This is a genomic window from Streptomyces sp. NBC_00859 (assembly GCF_045161865.1).
Classification (GTDB): domain Bacteria; phylum Actinomycetota; class Actinomycetes; order Streptomycetales; family Streptomycetaceae; genus Streptomyces.
This window is the reverse complement of the sequence record NZ_CP108826.1, coordinates 1,552,237-1,576,876: the sequence shown is the minus strand read 5'-3', so window position 1 is coordinate 1,576,876 and position 24,640 is coordinate 1,552,237. Positions and strand designations below refer to the sequence as shown.

The 24,640-nt window shown below is 71.2% G+C and carries 21 protein-coding genes; 10 read left to right on the top strand and 11 right to left on the bottom strand.

Going from position 1 to position 24,640, the window contains the following annotated elements:
* Positions 1–74: 74 nt before the first annotated feature.
* From OG584_RS06655 to OG584_RS06640, 4 genes are all read right to left on the bottom strand, one after another.
* The gene (locus OG584_RS06655; protein WP_405776001.1) at positions 75–3,728 is read right to left on the bottom strand and encodes a beta-galactosidase; all 3,654 of its coding nucleotides are present in this window, start codon (positions 3,726–3,728) and stop codon (positions 75–77) included.
* Between the two features lie 135 nt (positions 3,729–3,863).
* Positions 3,864–5,147, bottom strand: coding sequence for an HRDC domain-containing protein (locus OG584_RS06650; RefSeq protein ID WP_405775999.1), 1,284 nt, complete (start codon positions 5,145–5,147; stop codon positions 3,864–3,866).
* A gap of 116 nt (positions 5,148–5,263) precedes the next feature.
* Positions 5,264–5,920, bottom strand: coding sequence for a response regulator transcription factor (locus OG584_RS06645; protein ID WP_328320403.1), 657 nt, complete (start codon positions 5,918–5,920; stop codon positions 5,264–5,266).
* Between the two features lie 323 nt (positions 5,921–6,243).
* Positions 6,244–6,894 carry a DUF3000 domain-containing protein gene (locus OG584_RS06640; RefSeq protein WP_405775997.1) on the bottom strand — a complete coding sequence of 217 codons (651 nt, stop codon included), beginning with the start codon at positions 6,892–6,894 and terminating at the stop codon, positions 6,244–6,246.
* A 92-nt stretch (positions 6,895–6,986) separates the two neighbouring features.
* On the opposite strand from OG584_RS06640, the gene hemE reads away from it, so the two are divergent.
* Entirely contained in the window at positions 6,987–8,051 is a 1,065-nt protein-coding gene (gene hemE, locus OG584_RS06635; protein ID WP_405775995.1) for a uroporphyrinogen decarboxylase, read from the top strand.
* 98 nt (positions 8,052–8,149) lie between these two features.
* On the opposite strand, the gene OG584_RS06630 is transcribed toward hemE, so the two are convergent.
* A complete protein-coding gene (locus OG584_RS06630; protein ID WP_405775993.1) occupies positions 8,150–9,529 on the bottom strand; it encodes an FAD-dependent oxidoreductase in 1,380 nt (459 codons plus the stop codon).
* 233 nt (positions 9,530–9,762) lie between these two features.
* Between OG584_RS06630 and hemG the strand changes: the two genes are divergently transcribed.
* The gene (gene hemG / locus OG584_RS06625; RefSeq protein WP_405775991.1) at positions 9,763–11,181 is read left to right on the top strand and encodes a protoporphyrinogen oxidase; all 1,419 of its coding nucleotides are present in this window, start codon (positions 9,763–9,765) and stop codon (positions 11,179–11,181) included.
* A gap of 4 nt (positions 11,182–11,185) precedes the next feature.
* Positions 11,186–11,923, top strand: coding sequence for a hydrogen peroxide-dependent heme synthase (gene hemQ / locus OG584_RS06620; RefSeq protein WP_405775989.1), 738 nt, complete (start codon positions 11,186–11,188; stop codon positions 11,921–11,923).
* 29 nt (positions 11,924–11,952) lie between these two features.
* Here hemQ and OG584_RS06615 read toward each other — a convergent pair whose 3' ends face one another.
* The 3 genes from OG584_RS06615 to OG584_RS06605 all read right to left on the bottom strand — a co-directional run bounded on the left by OG584_RS06615 (position 11,953) and on the right by OG584_RS06605 (position 16,263).
* Positions 11,953–13,599 carry an alpha/beta hydrolase gene (locus tag OG584_RS06615; RefSeq protein WP_405775987.1) on the bottom strand — a complete coding sequence of 549 codons (1,647 nt, stop codon included), beginning with the start codon at positions 13,597–13,599 and terminating at the stop codon, positions 11,953–11,955.
* 128 nt (positions 13,600–13,727) lie between these two features.
* The gene (locus OG584_RS06610; protein WP_405775985.1) at positions 13,728–15,149 is read right to left on the bottom strand and encodes a DUF692 domain-containing protein; all 1,422 of its coding nucleotides are present in this window, start codon (positions 15,147–15,149) and stop codon (positions 13,728–13,730) included.
* Between the two features lie 913 nt (positions 15,150–16,062).
* Positions 16,063–16,263: a hypothetical protein gene (locus OG584_RS06605; RefSeq protein ID WP_405775983.1), complete on the bottom strand. Its 201-nt coding sequence runs from the start codon at positions 16,261–16,263 to the stop codon at positions 16,063–16,065.
* Between the two features lie 905 nt (positions 16,264–17,168).
* Here OG584_RS06605 and OG584_RS06600 point away from each other — a divergent pair.
* Entirely contained in the window at positions 17,169–18,266 is a 1,098-nt protein-coding gene (locus tag OG584_RS06600; protein WP_405775981.1) for a hypothetical protein, read from the top strand.
* 112 nt (positions 18,267–18,378) lie between these two features.
* On the opposite strand, the gene OG584_RS06595 is transcribed toward OG584_RS06600, so the two are convergent.
* Positions 18,379–19,107 (bottom strand): peptidyl-tRNA hydrolase, encoded by a 729-nt coding sequence (locus OG584_RS06595; RefSeq protein ID WP_405775979.1) that lies wholly within the window; start codon positions 19,105–19,107, stop codon positions 18,379–18,381.
* A gap of 92 nt (positions 19,108–19,199) precedes the next feature.
* Here OG584_RS06595 and OG584_RS06590 point away from each other — a divergent pair, with 92 nt between their 5' ends.
* From OG584_RS06590 to OG584_RS06575, 4 genes are read left to right on the top strand one after another with little or no spacing between them, the layout of a single operon-like run.
* On the top strand, positions 19,200–19,877 hold the full coding sequence (locus OG584_RS06590) for an AIM24 family protein (RefSeq protein ID WP_405775977.1): 678 nt from the start codon (positions 19,200–19,202) through the stop codon (positions 19,875–19,877).
* Complete coding sequence (locus OG584_RS06585) at positions 19,874–20,740, top strand: ATP-binding cassette domain-containing protein (RefSeq protein ID WP_405783904.1); 867 nt, start codon at positions 19,874–19,876, stop codon at positions 20,738–20,740. Before OG584_RS06590 ends, OG584_RS06585 begins: the two co-directional genes overlap by 4 nt.
* On the top strand, positions 20,737–21,405 hold the full coding sequence (locus OG584_RS06580) for an ABC transporter (RefSeq protein ID WP_405775975.1): 669 nt from the start codon (positions 20,737–20,739) through the stop codon (positions 21,403–21,405). Before OG584_RS06585 ends, OG584_RS06580 begins: the two co-directional genes overlap by 4 nt.
* A 33-nt stretch (positions 21,406–21,438) precedes the next feature.
* Positions 21,439–21,633 carry a hypothetical protein gene (locus OG584_RS06575; RefSeq protein ID WP_405775973.1) on the top strand — a complete coding sequence of 65 codons (195 nt, stop codon included), beginning with the start codon at positions 21,439–21,441 and terminating at the stop codon, positions 21,631–21,633.
* A 43-nt stretch (positions 21,634–21,676) separates the two neighbouring features.
* On the opposite strand, the gene OG584_RS06570 is transcribed toward OG584_RS06575, so the two are convergent.
* Positions 21,677–22,102, bottom strand: a complete 426-nt coding sequence (locus tag OG584_RS06570; protein ID WP_405775971.1) for an OsmC family protein — start codon at positions 22,100–22,102, stop codon at positions 21,677–21,679.
* Positions 22,103–22,133: 31 nt separating this feature from the next.
* The gene (gene zapE / locus OG584_RS06565) at positions 22,134–23,204 is read right to left on the bottom strand and encodes a cell division protein ZapE (RefSeq protein ID WP_405775969.1); all 1,071 of its coding nucleotides are present in this window, start codon (positions 23,202–23,204) and stop codon (positions 22,134–22,136) included.
* Positions 23,205–23,239: 35 nt separating this feature from the next.
* On the opposite strand from zapE, the gene OG584_RS06560 reads away from it, so the two are divergent.
* Together OG584_RS06560 and OG584_RS06555 are read left to right on the top strand one after the other, a co-directional pair.
* Positions 23,240–24,037 (top strand): pyrimidine reductase family protein, encoded by a 798-nt coding sequence (locus tag OG584_RS06560; protein ID WP_405775967.1) that lies wholly within the window; start codon positions 23,240–23,242, stop codon positions 24,035–24,037.
* A gap of 104 nt (positions 24,038–24,141) precedes the next feature.
* Entirely contained in the window at positions 24,142–24,612 is a 471-nt protein-coding gene (locus OG584_RS06555) for an indole-3-glycerol phosphate synthase (protein ID WP_405775965.1), read from the top strand.
* The last annotated feature ends 28 nt before the right edge of the window (positions 24,613–24,640 follow it).

Sequence of the window (24,640 nt, the reverse complement as noted above, 5' to 3'; positions counted from 1 at the left end):
TGGGGCGGGAGCGTCGAAGGTCACACCGGACGGGCCCGGAATCGAACCCGCCCGGCGTACCGGAAGGACGGCGCTCAGCCCGTACAGCTCACCGACGCGGCTCCCCAGTCCGCGTGGTCGAGCCCGTTGCCGTCCCCGCCGTCCCCTACGACCAGATCCACCACCCGGGCGCCCGACACGTCCGCGTCGAGCGCGACGGCCTGCTGCTTTCCCCTGAGCACCGGGCTGGCGGCGACCTGCTTCCCGTCGGCCAGCACGGAGAAGGTCACCGAGCCGCCGCCGTCCGTCTCGTCGTCCACCCCGACCGACGCGGTGAAGCGGGTGCAGGCCCCGCCCAGAAAGGCCGTGATGTCGCTGTCCGCGTTCGTCCCGAGGCCCTTCGGGTACGCCGTGCCCGCGACGGACAACGGGCCGCCGTCCCCGGCCGCCTCCTCGCCGTTTGAGGTGTCGCGCTCCACCGGCCCCCACCCGTTGGTGGCGGTGAAGTCGAGCCCGGAGACGTCATGGCTGCCCGCTCCCGGTGCGGGCGGCGGCGTCGCCACGCTCACGGCCGCGGCCGCCGAGCCGCGCCCCGAGTACCGGGCCGCCGCCGACAGCACGGCCGACCACGGCTGGGACCCCGCGGGCGCCGTCACCCGCCAGGTACGGCTCACCGTCCGCCCGGCCCGTACGTCGCCGAGCGGTTGGCGCACCGCCGGGTCGGCCTTCCACCCCTCGGGCAGCCGCAGCGCGAGCGAGGCGTCGCGTGCGGCCGACCCGCGCGGTGTGAAGGCCGCGGTCACCGAACCCGTGCCGCCCCGCGGCAGAGTGTCCGGCGCGGTGATCCGTACGTCGCCCGTCGCCCGGGGGTCGTGGTTCACCGAGGCCGACCAGCCGGGGGACGCGATGTCCCCGTACCGCAGCGGTGTGGTGTGGTTCCCGTACTCCTCCAGGGACACCCTGCCCAGCCCGTCACCCGCGGCGTCCTCCCCGATGACGGCGATGGCGACCGTGTTGTGCCCGTCGGTGCGGAGCATCCCCGGCTGTACCGGGAAACTGGTCTGCGGCCCGAGGCCGTTGATGTAGAGGCCGGCCATCCAGCCGTTGACGTACACCATCGCCCGGTAGTTCTTCGCCTTGTCGTCCGCGAAGGTCAGACCCATCGGGACGTCCTGGTCCTCCGGCAGCCGCAGGTCGAAGCCCGTGCGGTACCAGGAGACCCCGGGTGCGCCCTTGCGGGTGTCCGGCAGCGGGACATCCGGCCACTTGGTGTCCGGGTAGCCGGGCAGGTGCATGCCCTGCCGCTCGCCGTACAGGCCACCGGTGTTGAGCGGCCCGCGCACCGGGTCGACGAGGTTCTCGCCACCGAGCGCGCCCTGGATGCGCCAGCCGATCTGCCGCTCCGAGCCCACCAGCCGTACCGATGTCAGGCCGCGCGGCTGCTTGTGACTGTCGTTCACGCCGCCGTCCTGCTCGTGCGCCATGTCGGCGGCCAGGACCGCGAGCACGTTGTCCTTGCCGGGTCTCAGCGTCCCCGGCGGGACGGTGAAGGTGTGCGTCGCCGAGCCGGAGCTGCCCAGATATGTGCCGTTGAGCCAGGCGAGATACGAACCTGCCTTGCCCGTACTGGCGTTGACCTGTACAGCGCTCTCCGTACCGGCCGCCGAGAAGTGCCCCCGGTACCAGACGGAGCCCGCGTGGAAACCGTAGTCGTCGGCCGGCAGCGTCTGCCGGTCCGCGGCCCGCCAGGCCGCGTCGTCGAAGCCGGGCTGTGCCTCCGGGGTCTCGCGCTGGTACTTCCAGGTGCCCAGCCGCGGCAGCGCGACCGGCTTCGGGCCGGCGAGCGCGGCTCCGGTGGTGTCCAGTGCGCCCGCGGCGGGCTTCCCGTTCCAGGTCACCGAGGTGGCGGGCGCGCCGGTGATGACGTTCAGCTCCGACGCCTTGCCGGTGTCGCCGGTCAGCTTCAGCACGCCGTTCTTGTACGCACTGGTGCGCAGCAGCTCGGGACCACTGGCCAGCACCGGCCCCTGCGGGGTGTCCAGCCGCCAGTAGGTGTCGGCCGTCGCGTCGTCGGCGAGCAGGAGCAGCAGCGGTGTCTTCGCGCCGGGCGGGGTGATCAGGACCTGGGCGAGCCCGTCGTGCCGGTAGTCGAGCCGCAGGTCGCCGGTGGCCGGGTCCCAGCTCTGCTTCACAGTGCCGCCGGTCACCTCGACGCCGGGCTTCGCGGCGTAGCGCAGTACGGTCTCGCCGTCCTGGCCGTGCCGTCCGTACAGGAGCGCCACATCGCGCGACCCGAAGGTCCCGTGCGTCATGAGTTCCGACGTCGAGTACCGCAGCTGCTGGTGGTCCATGGCGTAGTCGGAGACCAGCAGTTTGGAGTCGCGTCCGTCGACGGTCAGCGAGGTCCCCGGCTCCTGCGGCACCGAGGGATAGCCGCCGAGCGACAGATGTGTGGTGTCCTTCGCCTTGTTGTTGACGTCCTTGTGGCGGACGACCGTGACGGTCGTCCCGTCGTCCGGGTTGCGCCGGTCGCGGCGCTGCACGGCGGTGTTCTCAGGCGCTGCCGCGGTGAGCGGCTCCGTCCTGGTCAGCGGTGCCACCGACTGCACCAGATAGCCGAGCCGCTTGTCCGTCAGGTACTTCTCGCTGAGCTGACGGTCCTCCTGGATCGGCGCACCGTAGTCGTAGGAGCTGTAGACAGCGCCGGGCGAGGGCAGCCAGCCCCAGGAGGTGCCGCCGTAGGCCATGTAGAAGTTCTGCATGGTGGCGCCGGAAGCGATGTTGTTCTCGTACGCGGCCTTCTCGAAGTCGCCGTCGGTCAGCTGCCGGCACTTGTCGAATCCGGAACCGCCCCAGGGGTCGAACGAGCCGCCCTGGAATTCGGCCAGAAATAGCGGTTGTCCGGGCTTCTTCGCGCCGGAGAGATCGGGCAGTCCGCTCCACTTGTCCGGACTTGAGCAGGTGAAGCCCTGCGGGTACGAGTCGTGCCCGTCGATGTCCAGTTCCTTGGCGAAGACGCCGTTGTGGTTACCGGTCAGCGGGACGGTGATGCCGTCGGCGTGGGCCTTGTCCACCAGGTGCTGGATGTAGGCGTGGCCGTCGGGGGTGTCCTGGTAGTACTCGTTCTCGACCTGGTAGGCGATCACCGAGCCGGTGCCGTTGGTCAGCTGGTGCCTTGCGATGATCGGGTCGATCTTCGAGAGCCACTCGTCGGCCGCCGCCAGATAGTCGGGCGCGGTCGTACGGGCCCGTCCCTTCTGCTGGGTCAGCCAGCCGGGGAAGCCGCCGCCGTCCGTCTCCGCGTTGATGTACGGGCCGGGGCGGGCGATGACATAGATGCCCGCCTCCTGGGCGATGTCGAGGAGCTTGTCGACATCGCGGACGCCCTTGAAGTCGTAGACGCCGGGCTTGGGGGAGTGGAAGTCCCAGTCGAAGTAGACGGACGCGGCGTTGAAGCCGCCCGCCTTCATCTTCTGCAGGACATCGCGCCAGGCGTCCGGGCTCGGCAGCCGCCAGTAGTGGAACTCGCCGGACCAGATGCTCAGCGGTTTGCCGTCGATGGTCAGCGCCGTGTCGTCGTGCCCGACGGTGTGGGCGGAGGCGTGGGCCCCGGGGTGCGCGGTGGCTGCGGCGGGGTGCCCGGCATCCGAGGCGGGCCGCTCCGCTCCTGCGGCTGTGGTGAGCGCCCCGGCGCTGAGCGCCAGCACGGCGAGCGCGGCGGTGAGGGAACGTCTTAATGGCGTGTGCATGTCATTCCTTCGGTCGCATGGACATGCTGAAAGAATCTGATGCGACGCACAGCCTAAAGCTGTTGGACCGTGTTGGATACGGTCCGGTCTTGGGGATTTCGGGTCTGCGGCGGGACCCGCCGCAGACCCGAGGCGTCAGCTCTGTGCCGGGGTGTCCTGGACCGCCGCCGTCAGCAGCGGAGCGACCTGTTCGACCTGCCAGTTCCGGGCGCCGAGCCCGGCGAGAACGGCTGAGACCGTCTCCACCGTCCGCTCACGCGGCGGCTCCCAGCAGACCCGGCGCACGGTGTCCGGGGTCATCAGGTTCTCCTGCGGCATGTTCAGTTCCTCGGCGAGGGCCGACACGGCCGCACGCGCCGCGGAGAGCCGCGCCGCGGCCGCCGGGTCCTTGTCGGCCCAGGCGCGGGGCGGCGGCGGTCCGGCCACCTGCTGGCCCGGCTGCGGAAGCGCGGTGTCGGGAAGCGCCCTGGCCCTGTCCACCGCGGCCTGCCACTGCTCCAGCTGGCGCTTGCCCATGCGATGGCCGAAACCGGTCAGGGCGGTGAGCTCCTGGACGTTCCCCGGGAGGCCCAGGGCCGCCTCGACGATCGCCCCGTCGCCGAGGACCTTGCCGGGCGAGACGTCACGCCGCTGCGCCACCGCGTCGCGGGTGTTCCACAGCTCCCGCACCACTGCCATCTGCCGGCGCCTGCGCACCTTGTGCATCCCGGACGTCCGGCGCCACGGATCCTTGCGCGGCGGGGCGGGCGGGGCCGAGGCGATGGCGTCGAACTCCTCCATCGCCCAGCCGAGCTTCCCCTGCCGGTCCAGCTCCTCCTCCAGGGCGTCCCGGAGGTCGACCAGCAGCTCCACATCGAGCGCGGCGTACCGCAGCCACGGCTCGGGCAGCGGACGTGTCGACCAGTCGACGGCGGAGTGCCCCTTCTCCAGCGTGAAGCCCAGCACGCTCTCGACCATCGCGCCGAGGCCGACCCGCGGGAATCCGGCCAGCCTGCCGGCCAGCTCGGTGTCGAAGATCCGGGTGGGAATCATGCCTATTTCGCGCAGGCACGGGAGGTCCTGGGTGGCCGCGTGGAGTACCCACTCGGCGTCGGCGACGGCCGCACCGAGCGAGGACAGGTCGGGGCAGCCGACCGGATCGATGAGGGCGCTGCCCGCACCCTCGCGGCGCATCTGCACGAGATACGCGCGCTGTCCGTACCGGTAGCCGGACGCGCGCTCGGCGTCGACGGCGACAGGTCCCGTCCCCGCGGCGAACGCCGCCACGACAGCGGCCAGTGCTTCATCGGTGGCGACCACTGGAGGAATGCCCTCGCGGGGCTCCAGCAAGGGGATCGGCGCCTGTTCGACGTCGTCCGGGGGAGCGCCCCCAGTGGTTCGCAGTGCTGTCTCTGCTGCGGTCTCTTGAGCGTCGGTCACCCGTCAAGGGTATCGGTGAACGCACAGCACCCGCCGACGTGACCTCGCGTCGGCGGGTGCTCAGGGGGCTGAAAACAGTCAGTGCCGTGGCACCGCGTGGCCGGGATGGCCTGTTGTCAGTGAATGATTCCGGTACGGAGAGCCACCGCGACCATGCCGGCCCGGTCGCCCGTGCCGAGCTTGCGCGCGATCCGGGCGAGGTGGCTCTTGACGGTCAGGGCGGAGAGCCCCATGGAGACGCCGATGGCCTTGTTCGACTGACCTTCGGCGACCAGCCGCAGCACTTCGACCTCACGGCCGGAGAGCTCGCGGTAACCGCCCGGATGGCTCGGGGCACCCGGGGGGCGGCGCTGCATCCGGGCGGCGCCGATGGGTGCGGCGCCGGGCCGGGTCGGGTGGCCGATGTTGTTGCGGGTGCCGGTGACGACGTAGCCCTTGACGCCGCCCGCGAGGGCGTTGCGCACGGCGCCGATGTCGTCGGCGGCGGAAAGTGCCAGACCGTTGGGCCAGCCTGCGGCCCGGGTCTCGGACAACAGGGTCAGCCCGGAACCGTCGGGCAGGTGGACGTCGGCCACGCAGATGTCACGTGGTTTGCCGACGCGGGGGCGGGCCTCCGCGATGGACGACGCCTCGATGACGTCACGTACTCCAAGGGCCCACAAGTGGCGGGTGACGGTGGAGCGGACGCGCGGGTCGGCCACGACGACCATGGCCGTCGGCTTGTTCGGGCGGTAGGCGACCAGGCTTGCGGGCTGCTCGAGGAGAACGGACACCAGGCCTCCTGGGAAGGTGCGGATCGGGTGCCGGCCGGGGGAAGAGCCGGGGCGAACCGTGCTGGAAGGGTCACAGACTTCTTCGGCACCAAACCCGCCCGCCTTTAGACAATGATCACGATTTAGTGAGTAACAATTCGGGCAAATCGGATACGCGATCGATCATTCGAAAGGTGCGCGTGTTCGCTGACGGTCTGTTCGCGCCCTCATTGCGCCCCCATCAGGGACTGCCGAAGTCCGCTTGAGTCCGCTTTGCTCCATATTTGGCGGTGTACCAGGGTGACCTGGTCCGACCGCTCCGGCCCGATGTCCGCGAGGACCGCTCAGTGGGTCCGGGGCCCGCGGCGCTGCGGCAGCGAGACCACGCCGGCGTCCGGCGGTCCGACCGGCGGCAGCCCGGCGATCTGGCACAGCAGATCGCACCAGGCGGCCAGATGCGCCCCGGCGTCCGGCACTCCACCGAGACCCTCGCGCGGCGTCCAGGAGGCCCGGATCTCGATCTGGGTCGCCGGTTTACGCTCCGAGAGACCGCCGAAATAGTGCGATCCGGCGCGCGTGACGGTGCCGCTCGCTTCCCCGTACGACAGCCCTCGCCCCTGCAGCGCGCCCGTCAGCCACGACCAGCAGACCTCGGGCAGCAGCGGGTCGGCGGCCATCTCGGGTTCCAGCTCCGCGCGGACGAGCGTCACCAGCCGGAAGGTCCCCTGCCAGGCGTCGTGACCGGCGGGGTCGTGCAGCAGTACGAGCCTGCCGTCGGCCAGGTCGTTGTCGTTCTCGACGACCGCCGCCTCCAGGGCGTACGCGTACGGCGCGAGCTTGCGCGGCGCCTTGGTCGGGTCGATCTCCATCTCCGGCCGCAGACTCGCCGACTGCAACGCGTCGACCGCCTGCCTGAATGCGGGCGGGACGGAGTCCGTCTCCGCGCTGTTCATACCGTCAGCGCCATCTGAAAATCGTCCCTGAGCCGCAGCCATGCCGGGAAGACTAGGCGGAACGAGGCATTAGCGGGGGGAAGGACACCCGGCCCGGGGCAACCGCTTCGCCCGCACATGCGAAACTTCAGGACGTGAGTGCCAACGACCGCCCCATGGGCGCCCAGAACCCGACAGCCGACTCCGCCTTCATGAAGGCGTGCAGGCGAGAGCCGGTGCCGCACACCCCTGTCTGGTTCATGCGGCAGGCCGGACGCTCACTCCCCGAGTATCTGAAGGTGCGGGAGGGGATCGCCATGCTCGACTCGTGCATGCGGCCCGACCTGGTCACCGAGATCACCCTCCAGCCGGTCCGCCGCCACAAGGTGGACGCGGCGGTCTACTTCAGCGACATCGTCGTGCCGCTCAAGGCCATCGGGATCGACCTCGACATCAAGCCGGGTGTCGGGCCGGTGATCGCCAGCCCGATCCGCACCCGCGCCGACCTGGCCCGGCTGCGCGATCTGGAGCCCGCCGACGTCTGGTACGTCACCGAGGCGATGGGCATGCTCACCGCCGAGCTGGGAGAGACACCGCTCATCGGGTTCGCCGGTGCGCCCTTCACGCTCGCCAGCTACCTCGTGGAGGGCGGTCCGTCCCGCAACCACGAGCACACCAAGGCGATGATGTACGGCGACCCGGAGCTCTGGGCCGAGCTGCTCGACCGCCTCGCCGGGATCACCGCCGCCTTCCTCCGGATCCAGATCGAGGCGGGCGCGAGCGCCGTCCAGCTCTTCGACTCCTGGGTGGGCGCGCTCGCCCCGGCCGACTACCGGCGCTCGGTGCTGCCGGCTTCGGCGAAGGTCCTGGACGCGGTCGCGCCGTACGGGGTCCCGCGCATCCACTTCGGTGTGGGCACCGGTGAGCTGCTCGGGCTGATGGGCGAGGCCGGTGCGGACGTTGTCGGCGTCGACTGGCGGGTGCCCCTGGACGAGGCGGCCCGGCGGGTCGGTCCCGGCAAGGCGCTCCAGGGGAACCTCGACCCGGCCGTTCTCTTCTCCACCCGGGAGGCGGTCGAGGCCAAGACCGACGAGGTGCTGGCCGCGGCGGCGGGGCTCGAAGGCCATGTCTTCAACCTCGGCCACGGCGTCCCGCCCACCACCGACCCCGACGCCCTGACCCGGCTGGTGGAGTACGTCCACACCCGCACGGCCCGCTGAGCCGCTCCGCTCCCCAGCGCCGGACAGGCCCGTTACGTCCGGGTGCTGGGGAGCGGACGGTACGGATACCGCCCGGCGCCCGGGAGCGGCCGTACTGCCTAGCCGCCCGCCTTGCGCACCGCCGTGACCGCTTTCCGTGCGGCGACCAGCACCGGGTCCCAGACCGGCGAGAACGGCGGCGCGTACCCGAGGTCGAGCGAGACCATCTGCTCCACCGTCATCCCCGCGGTGAGCGCCACAGCCGCGATGTCCACCCGTTTCGCGGCGCCCTCGCGCCCTACGATCTGGGTGCCCAGCAGCCGCCCGGTCCGCAGCTCGGCGAGCATCTTCACCGTCATCAGGGCCGCGTCCGGGTAGTAACCGGCGCTGTTGGTCGACTCGACGGTCGCCGTGACGTACCGCAGACCGGCCGCGTCGGCGTCCTTCTCGCGCAGCCCGGTCCTGGCGATCTCCAGATCGCAGACCTTGCTCACCGCGGTGCCGACAACGCCGGGAAACGTGCCGTATCCGCCGCCCGCGTTTGCCCCGATGATCTGGCCGTGCTTGTTCGCGTGCGTCCCGAGCGCGATGTGCCGCGTCCTCCCGGACACCAGGTCGAGAACCTCGACGCAGTCGCCGCCCGCCCAGATGTTCCGGTGTCCGCGCACCCGCATCGACAGATCGGTCAGCAGCCCGCCGTACTCGCCCAGCGGCAGCCCCGCGGCGGCCGCGAGAGCCGTCTGCGGCTCCACTCCGATCCCGAGGACCACGATGTCCGCCGGGTACTCGGCGGCGTCCGTGGCGACCGAGCGGGCCCGGCCCTCCCGGTCCGTGCGGATCGCGGTGACCTCCGCTCCGGTCACGGTGGTGATGCCCATGCCGTCCATCGCTTCGTGGACCAGCCGCCCCATGTCCGGGTCGAGTGTGGCCATCGGCTGTGCACCGCGGGTCAGGACCGTCACCTCGTAGCCTCGGCGCAGCAGCGCCTCCGCCATCTCGACACCGATGTACCCGGCTCCGACGATCACCGCACGGCGGCCGGTGGCCGCGCGCAGCGACTCGATGAGCGCCTGGCCGTCGTCCAGGGTCTGCACCCCGTGCACGCCCGGCGCGTCGATGCCGGGCAGCGAGGGGCGCACCGGCCGCGCGCCCGTGGCGATGACGAGCTTGTCGTACGCGGTCCAGCCCTCGTCGCCGGAGTCCAGGCCACGGGCGCGGACCCGCTGACCGTCGACGTCGATCTCCGTCACCTCGGTCCGCATCCGTAGGTCGATCGCCCGTTCACGGTGCTCCTCGGGGGTGCGCGCGACCAGGTCGTCGCGGTCACCGACCTCTCCGCCCACCCAGTAGGGGATGCCGCACGCGGAGAACGAGGTGAAGTGGCCGCGCTCGAAGGCGATGATCTCCATCTCCTCCGGACCCCTGAGCCTGCGGGCCTGGGACGCGGCGGACATTCCCGCCGCGTCCCCGCCGATGACCACCAGTCGCTCCGCTGCCATTGCGCGTCCCTCCGGGGCTGTTGCCGCTCTGTCGTCTCCTGGGACGGTACGTCGGCGCGCGGTGGAACATTCCCCCGCGGCGCGGGGCGCGGCGGACAGGTCTCACCGGCCGCGGCCCCAGCAGCCCCCGGAACGGGGCCCGTTCGGCGTCCGGGGCCGTTCAGCGGGCACCCGGGATCCGGTTCAGGACCGGGCACCTCCGGGCCCCCGAACGGATTTGAGAGAGTGGGGGCATGAAAGCGGATACGCGTACGGGCCATGTCGTCGTCATCGGAGGCGGGATCTCGGGTCTGGCGGCAGCACACCGGTTGCTCGGCACCGGAGCCCGGGTGACGGTCCTGGAGGGCTCGGGCCGGGTCGGCGGCAAGCTCCACGCGGGCGAGATCGAGGGCGTACGGATCGACCTCGGCGCCGAGTCGATGCTCGCCCGACGGCCCGAGGCCGTCGGCCTGGCACGCGAGGCCGGTCTGAGCGACGCACTCCAGCCGCCCGCCACCAGCGGCGCCGCTCTCTGGAACAGAGGCACGCTGACCCCGATGCCCACGGGCCATGTCATGGGCGTACCGGCCGGCGCGGACGGCCTCGGCGCGGTGCTCTCCGACGAAGGGCTGCGCCGGATCGGCCGGGACGCCGAACTGGCGCCCACGGAGGTCGGCGAGGACATCGCGCTCGGCGAGTACGTGGCCGGCCGGATGGGCCGTGAGGTCGTCGACCGGCTGGTCGAGCCGCTGCTCGGCGGTGTCTACGCGGGCGACGTCTACCGCACATCGATGCGCGCCGCGGTACCCGCGCTCTTCGAGGCCGCCCGCAGCCACCCCACGCTCGGCGCCGCCGTGCGCTCGCTCCAGCAGCGCGGCGCCTCCGCTTCCGGCCCCGTCTTCATGGGCCTCGACGGCGGGATCGGCACCCTGCCGCTCGCCGTGGCCGACGCGATCCGTGCCGGGGGCGGCGACGTCCTGCTGCACCGGCCCGCGCTGGAACTGCGGCGTACCGCGGACAGCTGGCTGATCCGCACCGGCGGACCGGAAGGCGGCGAGACCGAGGCCGACGCCGTGGTGCTCGCCGTACCCGCCTGGGCGGCATCCGCACTGCTGGCCGGCGATTCGCCCACCGCGTCCGCGGAGCTCGCGGCCGTCGAATACGCCTCGATGTCCCTGGTCACTCTGGCCTTCCGCCGTGCGGAGCTCGACCTCCCGGGCGGCACGGGCTTCCTCGTACCGCCTGTTGACGGCCACGCCATCAAGGCGTCCACCTTCTCCAGCCGTAAGTGGGCCTGGTCCGACGCGGACCCGGAGCTCGTCGTGCTGCGCACCTCGCTCGGGCGCTACGGGGACGAGGAACATCTGCACCGCGAGGACGCCGACCTGGTGAAGCTCTCACTGCACGACCTGGGCGAGGCCGTCGGACTCACGGCGAAGCCGGTCGCCACCGAGGTGACCCGGTGGATCGGCGGACTGCCGCAGTACCCCGTCGGCCACCTCGCACGGGTCGCCCGGGTGCGGGAGTCGGTCGCCGCCCTGCCGGGCCTGCGGGTCTGCGGCGCCGCCTACGACGGGGTGGGCATTCCGGCCTGTGTTGCCAGTGCCCAGCGGGCTGCGAAGGAGATCACAGCAACCCTGGCGTCGGGCACCACCGGCGGCGCGGGAGAATAGCGGCATGACTGATGCTCCGGAGACCGTGACGTCCCCCAAAGCCCCGAACGCGGGCAAGAAGGCCAAGGACCTCAACGAGGTCGTGCGCTACACGCTGTGGTCCGTCTTCAAGCTGCGCGACGTGCTCCCCGGCGACACCGACCGTGCCGCGGTGGCCGGTGAGGTCCAGGAACTGTTCGACCAGCTCGCGGCCAAGGACATCACCGTTCGCGGCACTTACGACGTCTCCGGGCTGCGTGCCGACGCCGACCTGATGGTCTGGTGGCACGCGGAGACCGCGGACGAGCTCCAGTCGGCGTACAACCTCTTCCGCCGTACCCGCCTCGGCCGCGCCCTCGAGCCGGTCTGGTCGAACATGGCGCTGCACCGCCCCGCCGAGTTCAACAAGTCGCACATCCCGGCGTTCCTCGCCGACGAGACCCCCCGCGACTACATCTCGGTCTACCCCTTCGTGCGCTCCTACGACTGGTACCTGCTGCCCGACGAGGACCGCCGCAGGATGCTCGCCGAGCACGGCAAGATGGCCCGTGGCTATCCGGACGTGCGGGCCAACACCGTCGCGTCGTTCTCGCTCGGCGACTACGAGTGGCTGCTGGCCTTCGAGGCGGACGAGCTGTACCGCATCGTCGACCTGATGCGTCATCTGCGGGGCTCCGAGACGCGGATGCACGTACGCGAAGAGGTCCCCTTCTACACCGGCCGGCGCAAGTCGGTGGCCGACCTGGTGGCCGGGCTCGCCTGAGGCGTCCCGACCACCCATGACCCGGAAGATCAGAGAGCGGGCCGCGGCCGCGGCAGCGTCCGCTTCTCCAGCGACACCGGGTCCGGCAGCGGGTGCGGCGCGCATGACGCGCGCCGCACCGGCGTCCGCCCCTTCAGCAGATAGTCGTCCAGGTACGTGTTGACACATGTGTTGGCGCCGCCGCCGATGCCGTGTGTGCCGGCGCCCCGCTCGGTGATCAGCACCGACCCCTTGAGCCTGCGCTGGAGTTCCAGCGCGCCCGGGTAGGGGGTGGCCGCGTCCCGCTCGGCGGCCAGGATCAGCGTCGTGGGCAGCCTGCCGTCGGTGCTGCGGACATCGAGGGGCTTCTGCCGCGGAGCGGGCCAGTAGGCACACGGCAGGTTCATCCAGACATTGTCCCAGGTCTCGAAGGGCGCCCGGCGGGCCAGCGCGGTGTTGTCGTCGTCCCAGACCCGCCAGTCCCCGGGCCAGTCCGCGTCGTTGCACTCGACCGCCGTGTAGACCGCCGTGCTGTTCTCGTTCGCCTTCGCTGCCGCCGGGTCCGGTGCGGCCAGCTTGATGAGCGGCTTGGGATCCCCCTTCAGATACCGCGCGAGCGCACGGGCGCTGTCCGGCCAGACGTCGTCGTAGTAACCGGCCTGGAGGAAGGCGCCCTGCAGCTGTGCCGGGCCGACCGCGCCGGCCGGCCGGTCGGCGAGCCGGGACCGCGCCGTCTCGTACGCGGCCAGCACATCCGAGGCGTCGGTGCCCAGGTGGTACGTCTTGTCGTGCTGCGCCACCCAGGTACGGAAGTCCGTCCAGCGCCGCTCGAAGGCGAGCGACTGGCCGAGGTTGTCCTGGTACCAGATCTTGGCGGGGTCCGGGTCGACCGCCGAGTCGAAGACCATCCGGCGCACGTGTGTGGGGAAGAGCGTCGCGTAGAGCGCCCCGAAGTAGGTGCCGTAGGAAGCGCCCATGAAGGTGAGCTTCCGCTCGCCCAGCGCGGCCCGCAGTACGTCCAGGTCCCGGGCGTTGTTCAGCGAGTTGTACTGCCGCAGCGCCGTGCCTGCCCGGCGGCTGCAGCCCCGGGCGTACGACTTCGCCTGCGCGATCTTCTTCCGCTTGAACGCCTCCGACGGATAGATCGGGGCCGTGGTCGAGGGCTTCGCGTACTGGGCGGGTTCCTCGCAGGAGAGTGGCGCCGAGCGGGCGACGCCGCGCGGGGCATACCCCACCAGGTCGTACGCGGCCGCCAGCGGCTTCCACACCGGGACCGCGGCCGCCATCGGGAAGAACATGCTGGAGGCGCCGGGGCCGCCGGGGTTGTAGATGAGCGCGCCCTGCCGCTCGGCTGCCTTGCCGGTGGCGCGCCCCCTGCTGACGGTCAGGGAGATCTGCTGGCCGTCCGGACGCGCGTAGTCGAGCGGGACCCGGATGCTGCCGCACCGCACGGACGCGGGCAGCGACTCGCTCTTCGGACAGGCGCCGAAGGCGATCCCGGCAGCGGCGGCGCGGGCGGCCGCGGTGAGGGTACCCGCCGCCTCGGCGGCGTCGGCGCCGGGGGCCGCGGCCGTTCCCCCGGCGGCCGGGTACGCGGCTGCCGGGGTGTCCGCGCTGCCGGGCGGCGCGGCGGCCACAGCGGCCAGTCCGGACAACACCAGTACGCCGGCCGTTCCGTACAGCGCGACTGCCTTCATCGGGGTCCCTTTCGTACAGCTGCTGAATAAAAGGGATAATTCGTCCGGCAGCTGATGTTGTAAAGGACCACTCGGCGGTGTCGGTGTCATTGACTCCGCAGACGGGCCTGCGGTACGGCCAGAGGCCGTCAGCGGTACGGGTGACTGAACCGGGCGCGGGCCGCTCGGGCGATCCTGGCCACCCCGGTCGGCCGGTGCGGGGCCGCCCGCTCCTGCCACCAGAGGGTGAGCCGACGCCTGGCCGCGGCGTCGGCGGGCCGTCCGGCGTGCAGCAGCTGTTCCGCGAAGTCGAGCGCGTCACGGCGGTAACCACCGCCCATCGGGCGGGACTTGGCGTACATCAGGAACGCGGGCCGGTACTCGCCTCCGAGTATGGCGGGCAGCTCGGGGGCGACGTGCGAGACGACGTCGGCACGCTTGGCCGCCAGAGCGCGGCTCTGTACCCCCAGCCGCCGGGTGTCGAACCCCTCGGGCGGCGGAGTACCCGCGACCAGGGCGGAGAGCAGTGCGGTCTCCGCGAGGGCGAGCCGCTGCCGGGGCGCGGTGGTGGAGGCAGGTGCGGGGCCGGCGCCGGAAAGGGACGCCGGCGCAGGCGAGTACTCCGCGGCTGCCCGCCCTCCACCGACGTGCACGGCTTCCCGCGCCGTCACAGCACCCTGTGCCGGCACAGTACCTCGCACGGTCACGGCCTCTCGTGCCGTCACGGTCACCCCTGCCGTCACGGTGTGCCGTGCCGTCAGCGTCTCCCGGATCGCGGCCAGTTCACCGGCCAGCTCCGCGGCGGGCGGGAAGTCGTCGTCCCTCTCCAGCAGCACACCCGGCGGGTCCACCCGGTCGCGCAGTTGCGCCAGTACGCCGAGGACCGGTTCGGTCACCGGGTGGGCGTGAGTGTCGTGCCAGACGCCGTCCTTCTCCACTCCGCCCGCGACATGCACGTACGCGATCGCCTCCACCGGAAGCTCGTCCAGTGCGGTCGCGGGGTCCTCGCCGCGGTTCACGTGGTTGGTGTGGAGGTTGGCCACGTCGATCAGCAGGCGTACGCCTGTACGCTCCACCAGCTCGGCCAGGAACTGCCCCTCCGTGAGTTCCTCGCCGGGCCAGGAGATCAGCGCCGCGATGTTCTCCAGGGCGAGGGGGACGGGCAGGGCGTCCTGCGCGGCCCGGACGTTCTCGCACAGCACGTGCAGCGCGTCCCAGGTGCGCGGAACGGGCAGCAGATGACCGGCCTCAAGACCGGGGGACGCGGTGAGCGGGCCCCCGGCCCTGACGAACGCGATGTGCTCGGTGACCAGCGGCGAGTCCAGCAGGACGGCACGCTCGGCCAGCGCGGCGAGCCGGTCGGGGGCCGGGCGCTCGGCGCCGCCGATACCCAGGGAGACGCCGTGCGGGACGACCGTCACGCCACGCCGGCGCAACCGTCGCAGCGAGTCCGGCAGGTGGTCGGGGCAGAGGTTCTCGGCGACCACCTCGACCCAGTCGATGCCGGGCAGTTCCTCCACCGTGCTGGCGATCTCCGGCCGCCAGCCGATACCGATTCCCAGCTGATCCATGGTGTCCCCCTTCGCCGCCGCGACCGCGACGCGTACAGGGGTGATGGCCCCGCCGGGCCGCGGACAATCCACCCGGTGGGACGTTCAGAGCTTCATTTGAGGTTCCCGCCCCCATCGCGTTCCCATCCGGCCCGGATGCGGACGCCGTCCGGGGGGACGACGATGGAGATCAGCGATGTGAGCAGGGAAGTGGACTCGATGGCAGACGCACCAGGTGCAGACCACGCAGAAGAACCGCAGGCGGAGCGGGGTGCGAAAGGGTCACGCGACACAGGGTCGAAACACCCTTCGGGCGGGCCGTCGGACCGGCCTGCCGGCACCGGTGATGCCGAGTCGGACACGTCCGTCAAGCCCCGGAAGTCCGGGGACCCGGATGCGCCCGACCTGCAGTCCGGCGGCGGCTGAACCGCTGCCTGTTCCTCACCCCCTGCTGCGCCCGCGGCGTCCGTAACCGCGCAGCTGGAAAGCGCCTGGCCCCGGCGCCGCCGCGCCGCCGGTTTGCGGGCGGTGGCGGTGGCGGCAGTTCGGCGCGAGATCCGCAGCGAGCGGGGTTCGGTACCCCTTCCATGTGCTCGGCGTCTGCGGCTGAGGCAGTAGTACAGATCCCGGCCACCGGTCGGCCCGCGCGGGACTTACCCCGATATCTGCGCCACTGCTGCGAAAGCGGCCTTGGGTTCCCGTTCCATGTCGGGGTAGGTCTGTCCCCGACGCCACATGAGTGCGGCTGGCCGAGGCCGTCACCGAAGCGGTGGTCGGGCAGTACACGAACACCGCGGACCGCGAACGCGAGCGCTTTCCCCAGGAGCAATAACCGTGCGGTCGGTGGCGGGCCCGACGACAGGTGATCAACGGGATCTTCCACCGCCCGTCCCTGGCTGCCAACGGTGTCAGCTGTCCGAAAGCGGGTTCCTTTTTACAGTTGTCCGCTGTCGTTCGATCTCTTGACGAATTTGTAGAACAAGAACCCGCCGAATGCCAGCATTATCACGCCCAGGCCAATGTGCATGCCCTGGCGGTCGCCATGCCCTGCCACTCCTTCGAAGACGGATGCCATGCCGATGAACAGTGTGATCAGGATGAAGATGATGAACCCCCGCTCCGGATTCTTACTCACTCGGTGCACCGCCCCTCTGTTTGATTCATGGCTGGCATCGGTTGCCTCGCCGCCCGCTGTTCCCGATGGTTGGCCGCCCGCTGTGCCCGCGGATTGAATGATTGTGGACTGGTGATTACTTGCTCTGGATACACCGGCTCACGGTGATTCACCTGTGCCGACGCCGGTTTCGCAGAGATACTGTCAGCGCGAATGGGGCCGCCAGGATTGCGATAATTGCGAATATCCAACCCCCCCATCCCGAAAGTCGTGTGGCGTGTGAATTCACGGCTGCGTCTACGGGCATTCAGGCCTCATCAGGCACGCCCGCCTTCTGCTTTGTATCCGGACCCGCCGTGGTGCCTGGTACCGGTGGCCTGTAGCCATAACAGTCCGTCTTGCCACCCCTGTCGGTCGCGACCGGCGTCAGTCGAATCCCCCTGTTGTGACGCGTACTTGGTGGTCTTGCCCGAATGCTGGCCCCTACTCCACCCGGTTGGCGCGCGGTTCGGCGACCTGAGTAAGGACGCCGAAACAGGTAGGGGTCCTTCTCGGACGCAGCGGAACGACGGCAGGCCCGAAGTGGCCCAAGCGGGCACCGCGGAATTCGCCGTCCACCCAAGGGGCCGTGCCACGTGCTGAACGTCTCGGTCAGCACCGACTGTCTGTGTAACCCGGGCTGGGAAGGGGACAGTTGACCGCCTGGCGGACGGTGTTGCCCGAGCCGGGGCGGGACGGCCGCCTGGCACGATGCCCCGGCAACCCTCAGGGGCCCGGAGCAATCACGGCGCCCGCCGCGCAAGCGTCATGTTCCATCCTGTGCACGACGTGGTTGCGGCCACTGCCCTCCAATAATCTGTGATCAAGCACAGTCGGCGATCGGCCCGGGGAGGGCCGTCCGCCCGGGGAGGGGACGAGTACACACCATGGATGAGGACAGATCCATACCGGACGAGGAGTGGGCGCGCTTCCTGCGTGAGGCCCAGTCCGGCAGTGAAGACGCACCGGTGGAACCGTCGGCGCGAGCTCGCGAGGTGGCGCGGCGGCTTCGCGAGGAGCCCGGCCGGTCACAGGCGTGGCGGGCTCACCGGCCCCCCGTACGACGCCGGTCCCGGGCGATCTGGTCCGTCGTCGGCCTGTTGGCCGCGGCAGCCTTGCTGGTCGTCGCGCTGGCGCCGGGGCACGTGGCCGGGTGGCTGAGAGGCGGCAGCGGTAGTGGGACCGCACCCCTGGCCGCGGAGTCCGAACGCCCTGAACATGCACCGGCGTCCGATATGGCAGCCCAACTCCCCACGTTGGAGCAGCCGTTCAGGGGGTCACCTGCTGTGCGGTGGGCCGACGGGACGGCAGGGATCCATCTGCCGCCGGCACGGGCGACCGGCTGGATGAACAGGGAACAGGTCGCGCAGGCCCTCACCCGGAGCCGGGAATTCCTTGAGGCGTCAAGCCTGGACCACGGCGTACTGAACGGGCAGCGGCCCACGCGGGCGATCGCGTTCATCAATCCGCACCAGCAGGACGTTCAGGACTACCTGAAGGCCGCATTCCGTACCCCCGGCCGTACCAGCGACCCGCTCCTGCTCTTCAGCCGTTTCGACAGGGCCAAGGTCCGGCTCGCGGGGGACGTGGTCAAGACGCGCGGCCGGATCACGTTCCGGGAGGGCAAGCGTGGTGCGGTCGAGGTGACAGCCGATGTCACGTACGTCTACCCCGCCGTACGCGCGGGCGGAAGCGACGAGGTCACCCGTGTCATCGTGCGACGCGAGACGGTGATGAGCTGGGACAACCCCGCAAAGGTCATCACCGAGCGGGGCACGTTCTCCCTGGTCTCCTACAAAGAAGACTCCACCAACGGCGGTTGCTCCACCTTCACCGGTTACTTCGTCCCCCAGTTCAGCGCCGACCGTACCGGCCCCGCCCCGGACGACGGGCCCAGGACCGACCCGTACGACCGGAGTGCGTCGATGGACACCCGCATGCGCGCTGCCGACGGAACGGACTGCGGGACAGCTTCACGGTCATGAACAGACCGACGGGACGGTGAGGCGCTGAACGTGAGGCCGCGGCGGCGGGCCTGAGGCGTTCGACGGACGGGCCGCCGTCTTTGACGGCGGCGGCACCGTGCCGTGCAGCCGTCTACCGTCGTCCTCCGCCCGGGAGAGGGCCGAAACGGCGGCCGCCCTCGACCACCACGGTGCAGGAGCCGGGTGCGATCTCGGTGAATCCCGCGTCGAGCACGGCAGGCAGCCCGCTTACGGTCAGCTCCTTCCAGCGCCCCGGTTCCGCCGTACGCACCGACAGCGGGAACCCCGCGGCCCGCCACGCGTCGCGCTCCGCGGCCGCGAGCTCCCACCAGGCCAGCTGGGCCCCGTGCCCGGTCTGCGCCATCGATTTGCCCGCCGACATCTCAAGTCCGGGGTTGAGCCAGATGACCGGGGCCGCGGTGTCCGGGGCCGGCAGTGGCTCGGTGTCCTCCAGGTCGGTGCCGCTGACCTGGAGCTTCGCCAGCTCCTTGGGCCAGCCGTCCAGCGGCACCGGCGGGTAGACCCGCACCTCGGCCGCGGTCCCGGTGACCGTGGTGCCCGGCAGCTCGGACGCCTTGCGCCACTCGGCGCCTCGCGCCCGCCGTACGACCTTGCGGATCCTGGCGTCCTCCCAGTCCCGCATGGCCTGCGCCCACTCGCCCTCACCCGTCGAGCGTTCGTCCGACAGCATCACGAGCACCGCACGCGCCGCTGTCTCCAGAGCGTCCGTACGGGCCGGGGGACCGGTCTTCTCCAGGTGGACCACCAGCGGAAGGACGAACTGCGGGGACTCGTCGCGTGCCGTCGGCTCCGCGCGGAAAGGGCTGTCGTTGCTGCTCACCCGCCCCAGTCTGCCAGCCGTCTCACCGCGGATTTCCGATGGTGCCCGGCGGATTCTTGGCGGAGGGGAATCTTCCGGGTGAGGATGCCTCCATGAAGAGCGATCTGTTCCAGACCGAGAACATGGCACAGCAGGCGACAGCCCCCGGGATGACCCTGCAGAACGCCAAATCGATCAAGTACACCGTCAACGGTGATCTCCTCGCGCGACAGGGCGCGATGATCGCTTACCGGGGGAGTCTGCAGTTCGAGCGCAAGGGCCAGGGCATAGGAGGGATGCTCAAGCGGGCCGTCACCGGCGAGGGCCTGCCGCTGATGTCCGTCACCGGTCAGGGCGAGGCCTGGTTCGCTCACGAAGCGGCGAACTGCTTCATCGTCGACATCGAACAGGGTGACGCGCTCACCATCAACGGCCGTAACGTCCTGTGCTTCGACTCCACCCTCTCGTACGAGATCAAGACCGTGAAGGGCTCGGGCATCACGGGCGGCGGCCTCTTCAACAGCCTCTTCACCGGGCACGGCAAGCTCGGGCTGATCTGCGAGGGGAACCCCATCGTCATCCCGGTCACCCCGCAGCAGCCGGTCTACGTCGACACCGACGCGGTCGTCGGCTGGTCCGCGCACCTGCAGACCTCGCTGCACCGCTCGCAGTCCCTCGGCTCCATGCTCCGCGGCGGCTCCGGCGAGGCCGTCCAGCTGATGCTCCAGGGCGAGGGGTTCGTGATCGTACGGCCCAGCGAGGCCAAGCCCGAGAAACCGCAGCAGCACTGAGGCTCGATCAGGTGGGGCGACGGTACGGCCTCGGCGGCCCCTGGGTGCTGCGCGGGGTGGATCTCGACCTGCCCGCGCGGTGCCTCGTCCGGATCGAGGGCCGCAACGGGAGCGGCAAATCCACCCTGCTCCGGCTGCTCGCCGGGATCGACACCCCGACGTCGGGCCGTATCACCGGCCGCCCCCGCACCGCGTACGTCCCGGAACGTTTCCCCGTCGCTCTGCCGTTCACCGCCTGCGGCTACCTCGTCCACCTCGGCCGGATCCACGGGCTGCGACGTGCGGAGGCGGCGGCGCGCGCCGAGGAGTGGCTGACCCGGTTCGGGGCCGCGGGACACGCCCGTACACCGCTCGGCGAACTCTCCAAGGGCACCAGTCAGAAGGTCGCGGTCGCCCAGGCGCTGCTGGCCGGGCCGGAGTTGCTGATCCTCGACGAGGCGTGGACCGGCCTCGACGCGGCGGCCCGCGCGGAGCTCGACCGCGCGGTCGCCGAGCGGGTCGGGGCCGGCGCCACGGCGGTTTTCGTCGATCACGATGCGCACCGCCTTGCGGACGCGGTCGACCTGCGGCTGCGAGTCGAGGGCACCGCACTCGTACAGGTCCAGGCCCCGCCGCGGGAGCCGGCCGCGGTGGGGCCGACGGTCCGGATCGAGGCCGCAGGGCCGCCGGGAGCGGCCGCACCCACCGGTCTGCCGGGCGATCCGGTACGCGAAATCAGGGCGGACGCGACGGTGTTCACCGTCGCCGAAGCGCACTCCGACGCCCTGCTCCGCGCCCTGCTCACGGCGCGGACGCCCTGGCGCATCCGGGCGGTGACCGCCGCGGGCTCCTGCGCGGAGCCGCTCACCGACGGGGAACGATGACCGCACTCCTCCGCTACCAGGCGGCCCTGCTGCTCCGCTCCCAGCGCTGGCTGCCACCCGTCCTGCTGTACGGGATCTTTCTCGCGGTCGGGGCGCAGGGCGGCGATCCGGTACTCGACTCGCTCGGGTACGCCGCTGCCGCGCTGCTGCCGGTCGCGGCCTGGCTGGTGCGGATCTGCGTCAACCAGGAACCGGCGGCCGCCCGCGACTGCGCGGCAGCCGCGACGAGCCCGCGCCGGGCCCATCTCGCCTCACTGGGCGTCGCGGTGGGGAGCGCTGCCCTGCTCGGCTGCGCGGGCACCCTGGTGATCACCCTGGTCAGCTCGCCGACCGACACCAGCCACCAGGTGGCCGTCCCGGTACTCCGGGCCGGGCTGGCCGGGCTGCTCGCCTTGTTCGTCTGCGCGCTTACCGGCGCCGCTGCGGGCGCGGTCCTCACCCGCCCGGTGCTGCACGGCAGGGGCTGGTCGGTCGCGGCCACCTCGCTTGCTGCTCTGCTGCTGCTCGTCACCCGTGGCTCGCCCGCCCGGTCGGCGGTGTACGGGCTGGTCGACGGGTCGCACAGCGGAACTGTGCACACTCCCGTGCTCGCCCTGTTCGTCGCGGTGCTGGCCGCGGCGGGCGCGGGCGCCGCGGTGAGCGTGCAGGCCGCCCGGCGGGGCTGACCGCGGCCGAGCGGGCTGAGTAGGCTCGTACGCATGGACGAGTCCTACTGCGGCACCCCGGCGGCTCCCGCACCGCCCGCACCCGCTGACGCCGTGCCGGGCGGCCCTCCGTACGCCGAGTGCGTGCTGTGCCGCGAGCCGACCGAATACCCGGAGTCGACACGCGGCGCGACGCTCTGCCCGGTCTGCGAGTGGCAGGAGGCCGGCCGGACCGCCTGCTCCGGCTGAGAGCGGGCCGACCGGGTGGCGTCCGGCCGGCCTGACGCCGGGGTCAGCTCAGCTTGGCGGTGAGCGTGATCGTCGTACCCGTGAGGGCCTGGCTGACCGGGCAGTTGGCCTTGGCGTCCTCGGCGGCGGCGGTGAAGGCTTCCGCGTCGAGGCCGGGTACCTGGCCCTCCACGGTGAGGTGGATACCCGTGATGCCCTCACCCGGCTGGAAGCTGACCTCCGCCTGTGTGGTCAGCCTGGCGGGCGGGTTGCCCGCACCGGTCAGGCCGTTCGACAGGGCCATCGAGAAGCAGCTGGAGTGGGCTGCCGCGATGAGCTCCTCCGGGCTGGTCCTGCCGTTCGCCGTCTCGGCGCGGGAGGCCCAGGTGACCGGGTAGTCGCCGATGCCCGAAGTATCGAAGGTGACTGTGCCCGAGCCCTTGATGAGCTCGCCTTCCCAGACCGTATGAGCGACACGCTTGGTGGCCATGGTGTTTCCCTTCTGGTGACGTCGTCCCAACCTACTGGCGCACCAGCGGCTTCGCGTCGCGTGCCAGCGCCGTCAGCCGGGAGATCGCCCGGAAGTACTTCTTCCGGTATCCGCCGTTCAGCATCTCGTCACTGAAGAGCCGGTCGAAGGGGAGCCCGGAGGCGAGGACCGGGATCTCCCGGTCGTAGAGCCGGTCGGCGAGTACGACCAGACGCAGCGCCGTCGACTGGTCGTCCACCGGCCGCACATCGGTGAGGCAGACGGCGGTGATGCCCTCGGTCAGGGCGCCGTAGCGGCTCGGGTGGATCCGGGCGACATGGTCCAGAAGAGCGGGGAAGGGGTCGAGTGAGGCCCCCGCGGTCGCGTACGCCGCCTTGGTGACCTGCTCGTCCCCGTACGGCGACGGAGCCTCGGGCAGGCCCCGGTGGCGGTAGTCTTCGCCATCGATCCGCAGCGGCCGGAAATGGGCCGAGAGCCCCTGGATCTCCCGCAGGAAGTCGGCTGCCGCGAACCGGCCCTCGCCGAGCTTGCCGGGAAGCGTGTTGGAGGTGGCGGCGAGCGCGACCCCGGCTTCGACCAGCCTGCTGAGCAGCGAGGACACCAGGACGGTGTCGCCCGGATCGTCCAGTTCGAACTCGTCGATGCAGAGCAGCCGGTGTTCGCTGAGCGTCCGGACGGTCTGCTGGAACCCCAACGCGCCGACCAGGTTGGTCAGTTCGACGAAGGTGCCGAAGGCCTTGAGCTCCGCGGGGGCGGGCGTCGCGTGCCAGAGGGAGGCGAGCAGGTGCGTCTTGCCGACGCCGTAACCGCCGTCGAGATAGACACCGCGCGGCCCTGCGGGCGCGGCGGACCTGCGGCCGCCGAACCAGCGCCTGCGGCCCGAGCCCACGGCCGTCGCCCCGCCCAGCCCGGCGGCGAAGGCGCTGAGCACAGTCACCGCCTCGCTCTGGCTCGGCTGGTTCGGGTCCGGTACGTACGTATCGAAGCGCACCGAGTCGAAGCGCGGCGGTGGCACCATCTCGGCGACCAGACGGTCGGCGGGGACGCGCGGCTCGCGGGCGCACAGGGACTGGGGGGCCACTTCGGCTATGGGCGACGACACGTCACCAGGGTAAGGGCCGTGCCACACTGCCTGACATGCGACGCCTGCTCCCTGAGACCGACCGGCCAGCCACTTCTCCCGGAACGGAGTGTCCGGACGGCGCCGGTCACGAGTGGAGCCTGGACGAGCTGGCCGAGGCCTACGCGTATCCGGCGGGGGCCGGAACGGACCGTGCGTGGCTGCGCGCCAACATGGTCTCCTCGCTCGACGGAGCCGCCCAGCACGAGGGGCGCTCTCAGCCGATCTCGACCGCCACGGACATGCGGATCTTCGGCACGCTGCGCGGGCTCGCCGATGTGGTGGTGGTCGGTGCGGAAACGGCACGCCTGGAGGGGTACCGCCCGGCCCGCGCGCGGGACGCCTTCGCCGAGCGGCGCGAGGCGGCCGGTCAGGGCCCCGCACCGGCCATCGCGGTGGTCAGCCGGAGTCTGGAGCTGGACTTCTCGCTCCCGCTGTTCACCGCCCCCCTCGTGCCCACTCTGGTGATCACCGGCGCCGGAGCCGCGGCGGACCGGATGGACGAGGCACGGCGGGCGGGCGCGCGGGTCGTGATCGCGGGCGACGCGGGAGCCGTCGACCCGGCCAGGGCCGTGCGGGAGCTGGCCGCGCTCGGGTTCCGGCGGCTGCTGACCGAGGGCGGACCGCGGATGCTCGGTCAGTTCGTGGCGGCCGGGGTGCTGGACGAGCTGTGCCTGACCCTCTCGCCCGTGCTCACATCGGGTGACGCCCAGCGCATCGTGGGCGGTCCTGGTCTCGCGGTGCCCGACCGGTTCACCCTGGCCGCCCTGCTGGAGGAGGCCGGGTTCCTTTTTGCCCGGTACGTTCGTATCTGACAATCTGCGGAATCTACCGTTCCGCTTTCCGTTCTTTGGGCAGACTTACAGCGCAGACCCCGTGCGGGCACGGGGAAGGATGGTTTCAGCAGAAGGGCCCTTCGGTGTTCACGAGCGTATTGATGATCGAGAAACCTCTGACGTCGGAGGACGTGGAATTCGTCACCACGCTGCACGGGGACGAGTCCGTCTCCTTCGTCGTGCTCATGCAGCCCCGCGGCGATCAGGCGGACTTCCTGCTCCGGGCGATCGACGATGTGGCCCTGGGTGAGCTCGACGAGGTGGGCCGGGAGAACGAGGTGCCCGAGGGCCAGGAGGCGCGGATCCCCGCCGAGTCGGCGCTGCTGCAGTCGCTGGAGGCGCTGCGGGCCACCGGCTGCAAGGCGATCGGCCGGGTGGTGGAGGAACATCCGCTCGATGTGCTCCAGTCCGTGGTGGGGGAGCAGTCCGCCGATGAGGTGATCGTCCTCACCGCCCCGCACTACGTGGAGGAGTTCTTCCACCGGGACTGGGCGTCGCGGGCCCGCCACAAGGTCGGCGTACCGGTGCTCAAGCTCTTCGCGCACAGCGAATAAGCTGAGGCCTTCCGTTACGCAGACGTAC

What these genes read in the sequence shown, in the direction of transcription:
- hemQ (WP_405775989.1), top strand. Translation starts at nt 11,186, where the DNA reads ATGACTGATGCTCCGGAGACCGTGACGTCCCCCAAAGCCCCGAACGCG.
- OG584_RS06640 (WP_405775997.1), bottom strand. Translation starts at nt 6,894, where the DNA reads ATGGCTGCGGCTCAGGGACGATTTTCAGATGGCGCTGACGGTATGAAC.
- OG584_RS06610 (WP_405775985.1), bottom strand. Translation starts at nt 15,149, where the DNA reads ATGGATCAGCTGGGAATCGGTATCGGCTGGCGGCCGGAGATCGCCAGC.
- OG584_RS06600 (WP_405775981.1), top strand. Translation starts at nt 17,169, where the DNA reads ATGGATGAGGACAGATCCATACCGGACGAGGAGTGGGCGCGCTTCCTG.
- OG584_RS06655 (WP_405776001.1), bottom strand. Translation starts at nt 3,728, where the DNA reads ATGCACACGCCATTAAGACGTTCCCTCACCGCCGCGCTCGCCGTGCTG.
- OG584_RS06575 (WP_405775973.1), top strand. Translation starts at nt 21,439, where the DNA reads ATGGACGAGTCCTACTGCGGCACCCCGGCGGCTCCCGCACCGCCCGCA.
- hemG (WP_405775991.1), top strand. Translation starts at nt 9,763, where the DNA reads ATGAAAGCGGATACGCGTACGGGCCATGTCGTCGTCATCGGAGGCGGG.
- OG584_RS06615 (WP_405775987.1), bottom strand. Translation starts at nt 13,599, where the DNA reads ATGAAGGCAGTCGCGCTGTACGGAACGGCCGGCGTACTGGTGTTGTCC.
- OG584_RS06560 (WP_405775967.1), top strand. Translation starts at nt 23,240, where the DNA reads ATGCGACGCCTGCTCCCTGAGACCGACCGGCCAGCCACTTCTCCCGGA.
- OG584_RS06570 (WP_405775971.1), bottom strand. Translation starts at nt 22,102, where the DNA reads ATGGCCACCAAGCGTGTCGCTCATACGGTCTGGGAAGGCGAGCTCATC.
- OG584_RS06590 (WP_405775977.1), top strand. Translation starts at nt 19,200, where the DNA reads ATGAAGAGCGATCTGTTCCAGACCGAGAACATGGCACAGCAGGCGACA.
- OG584_RS06630 (WP_405775993.1), bottom strand. Translation starts at nt 9,529, where the DNA reads ATGGCAGCGGAGCGACTGGTGGTCATCGGCGGGGACGCGGCGGGAATG.
- OG584_RS06580 (WP_405775975.1), top strand. Translation starts at nt 20,737, where the DNA reads ATGACCGCACTCCTCCGCTACCAGGCGGCCCTGCTGCTCCGCTCCCAG.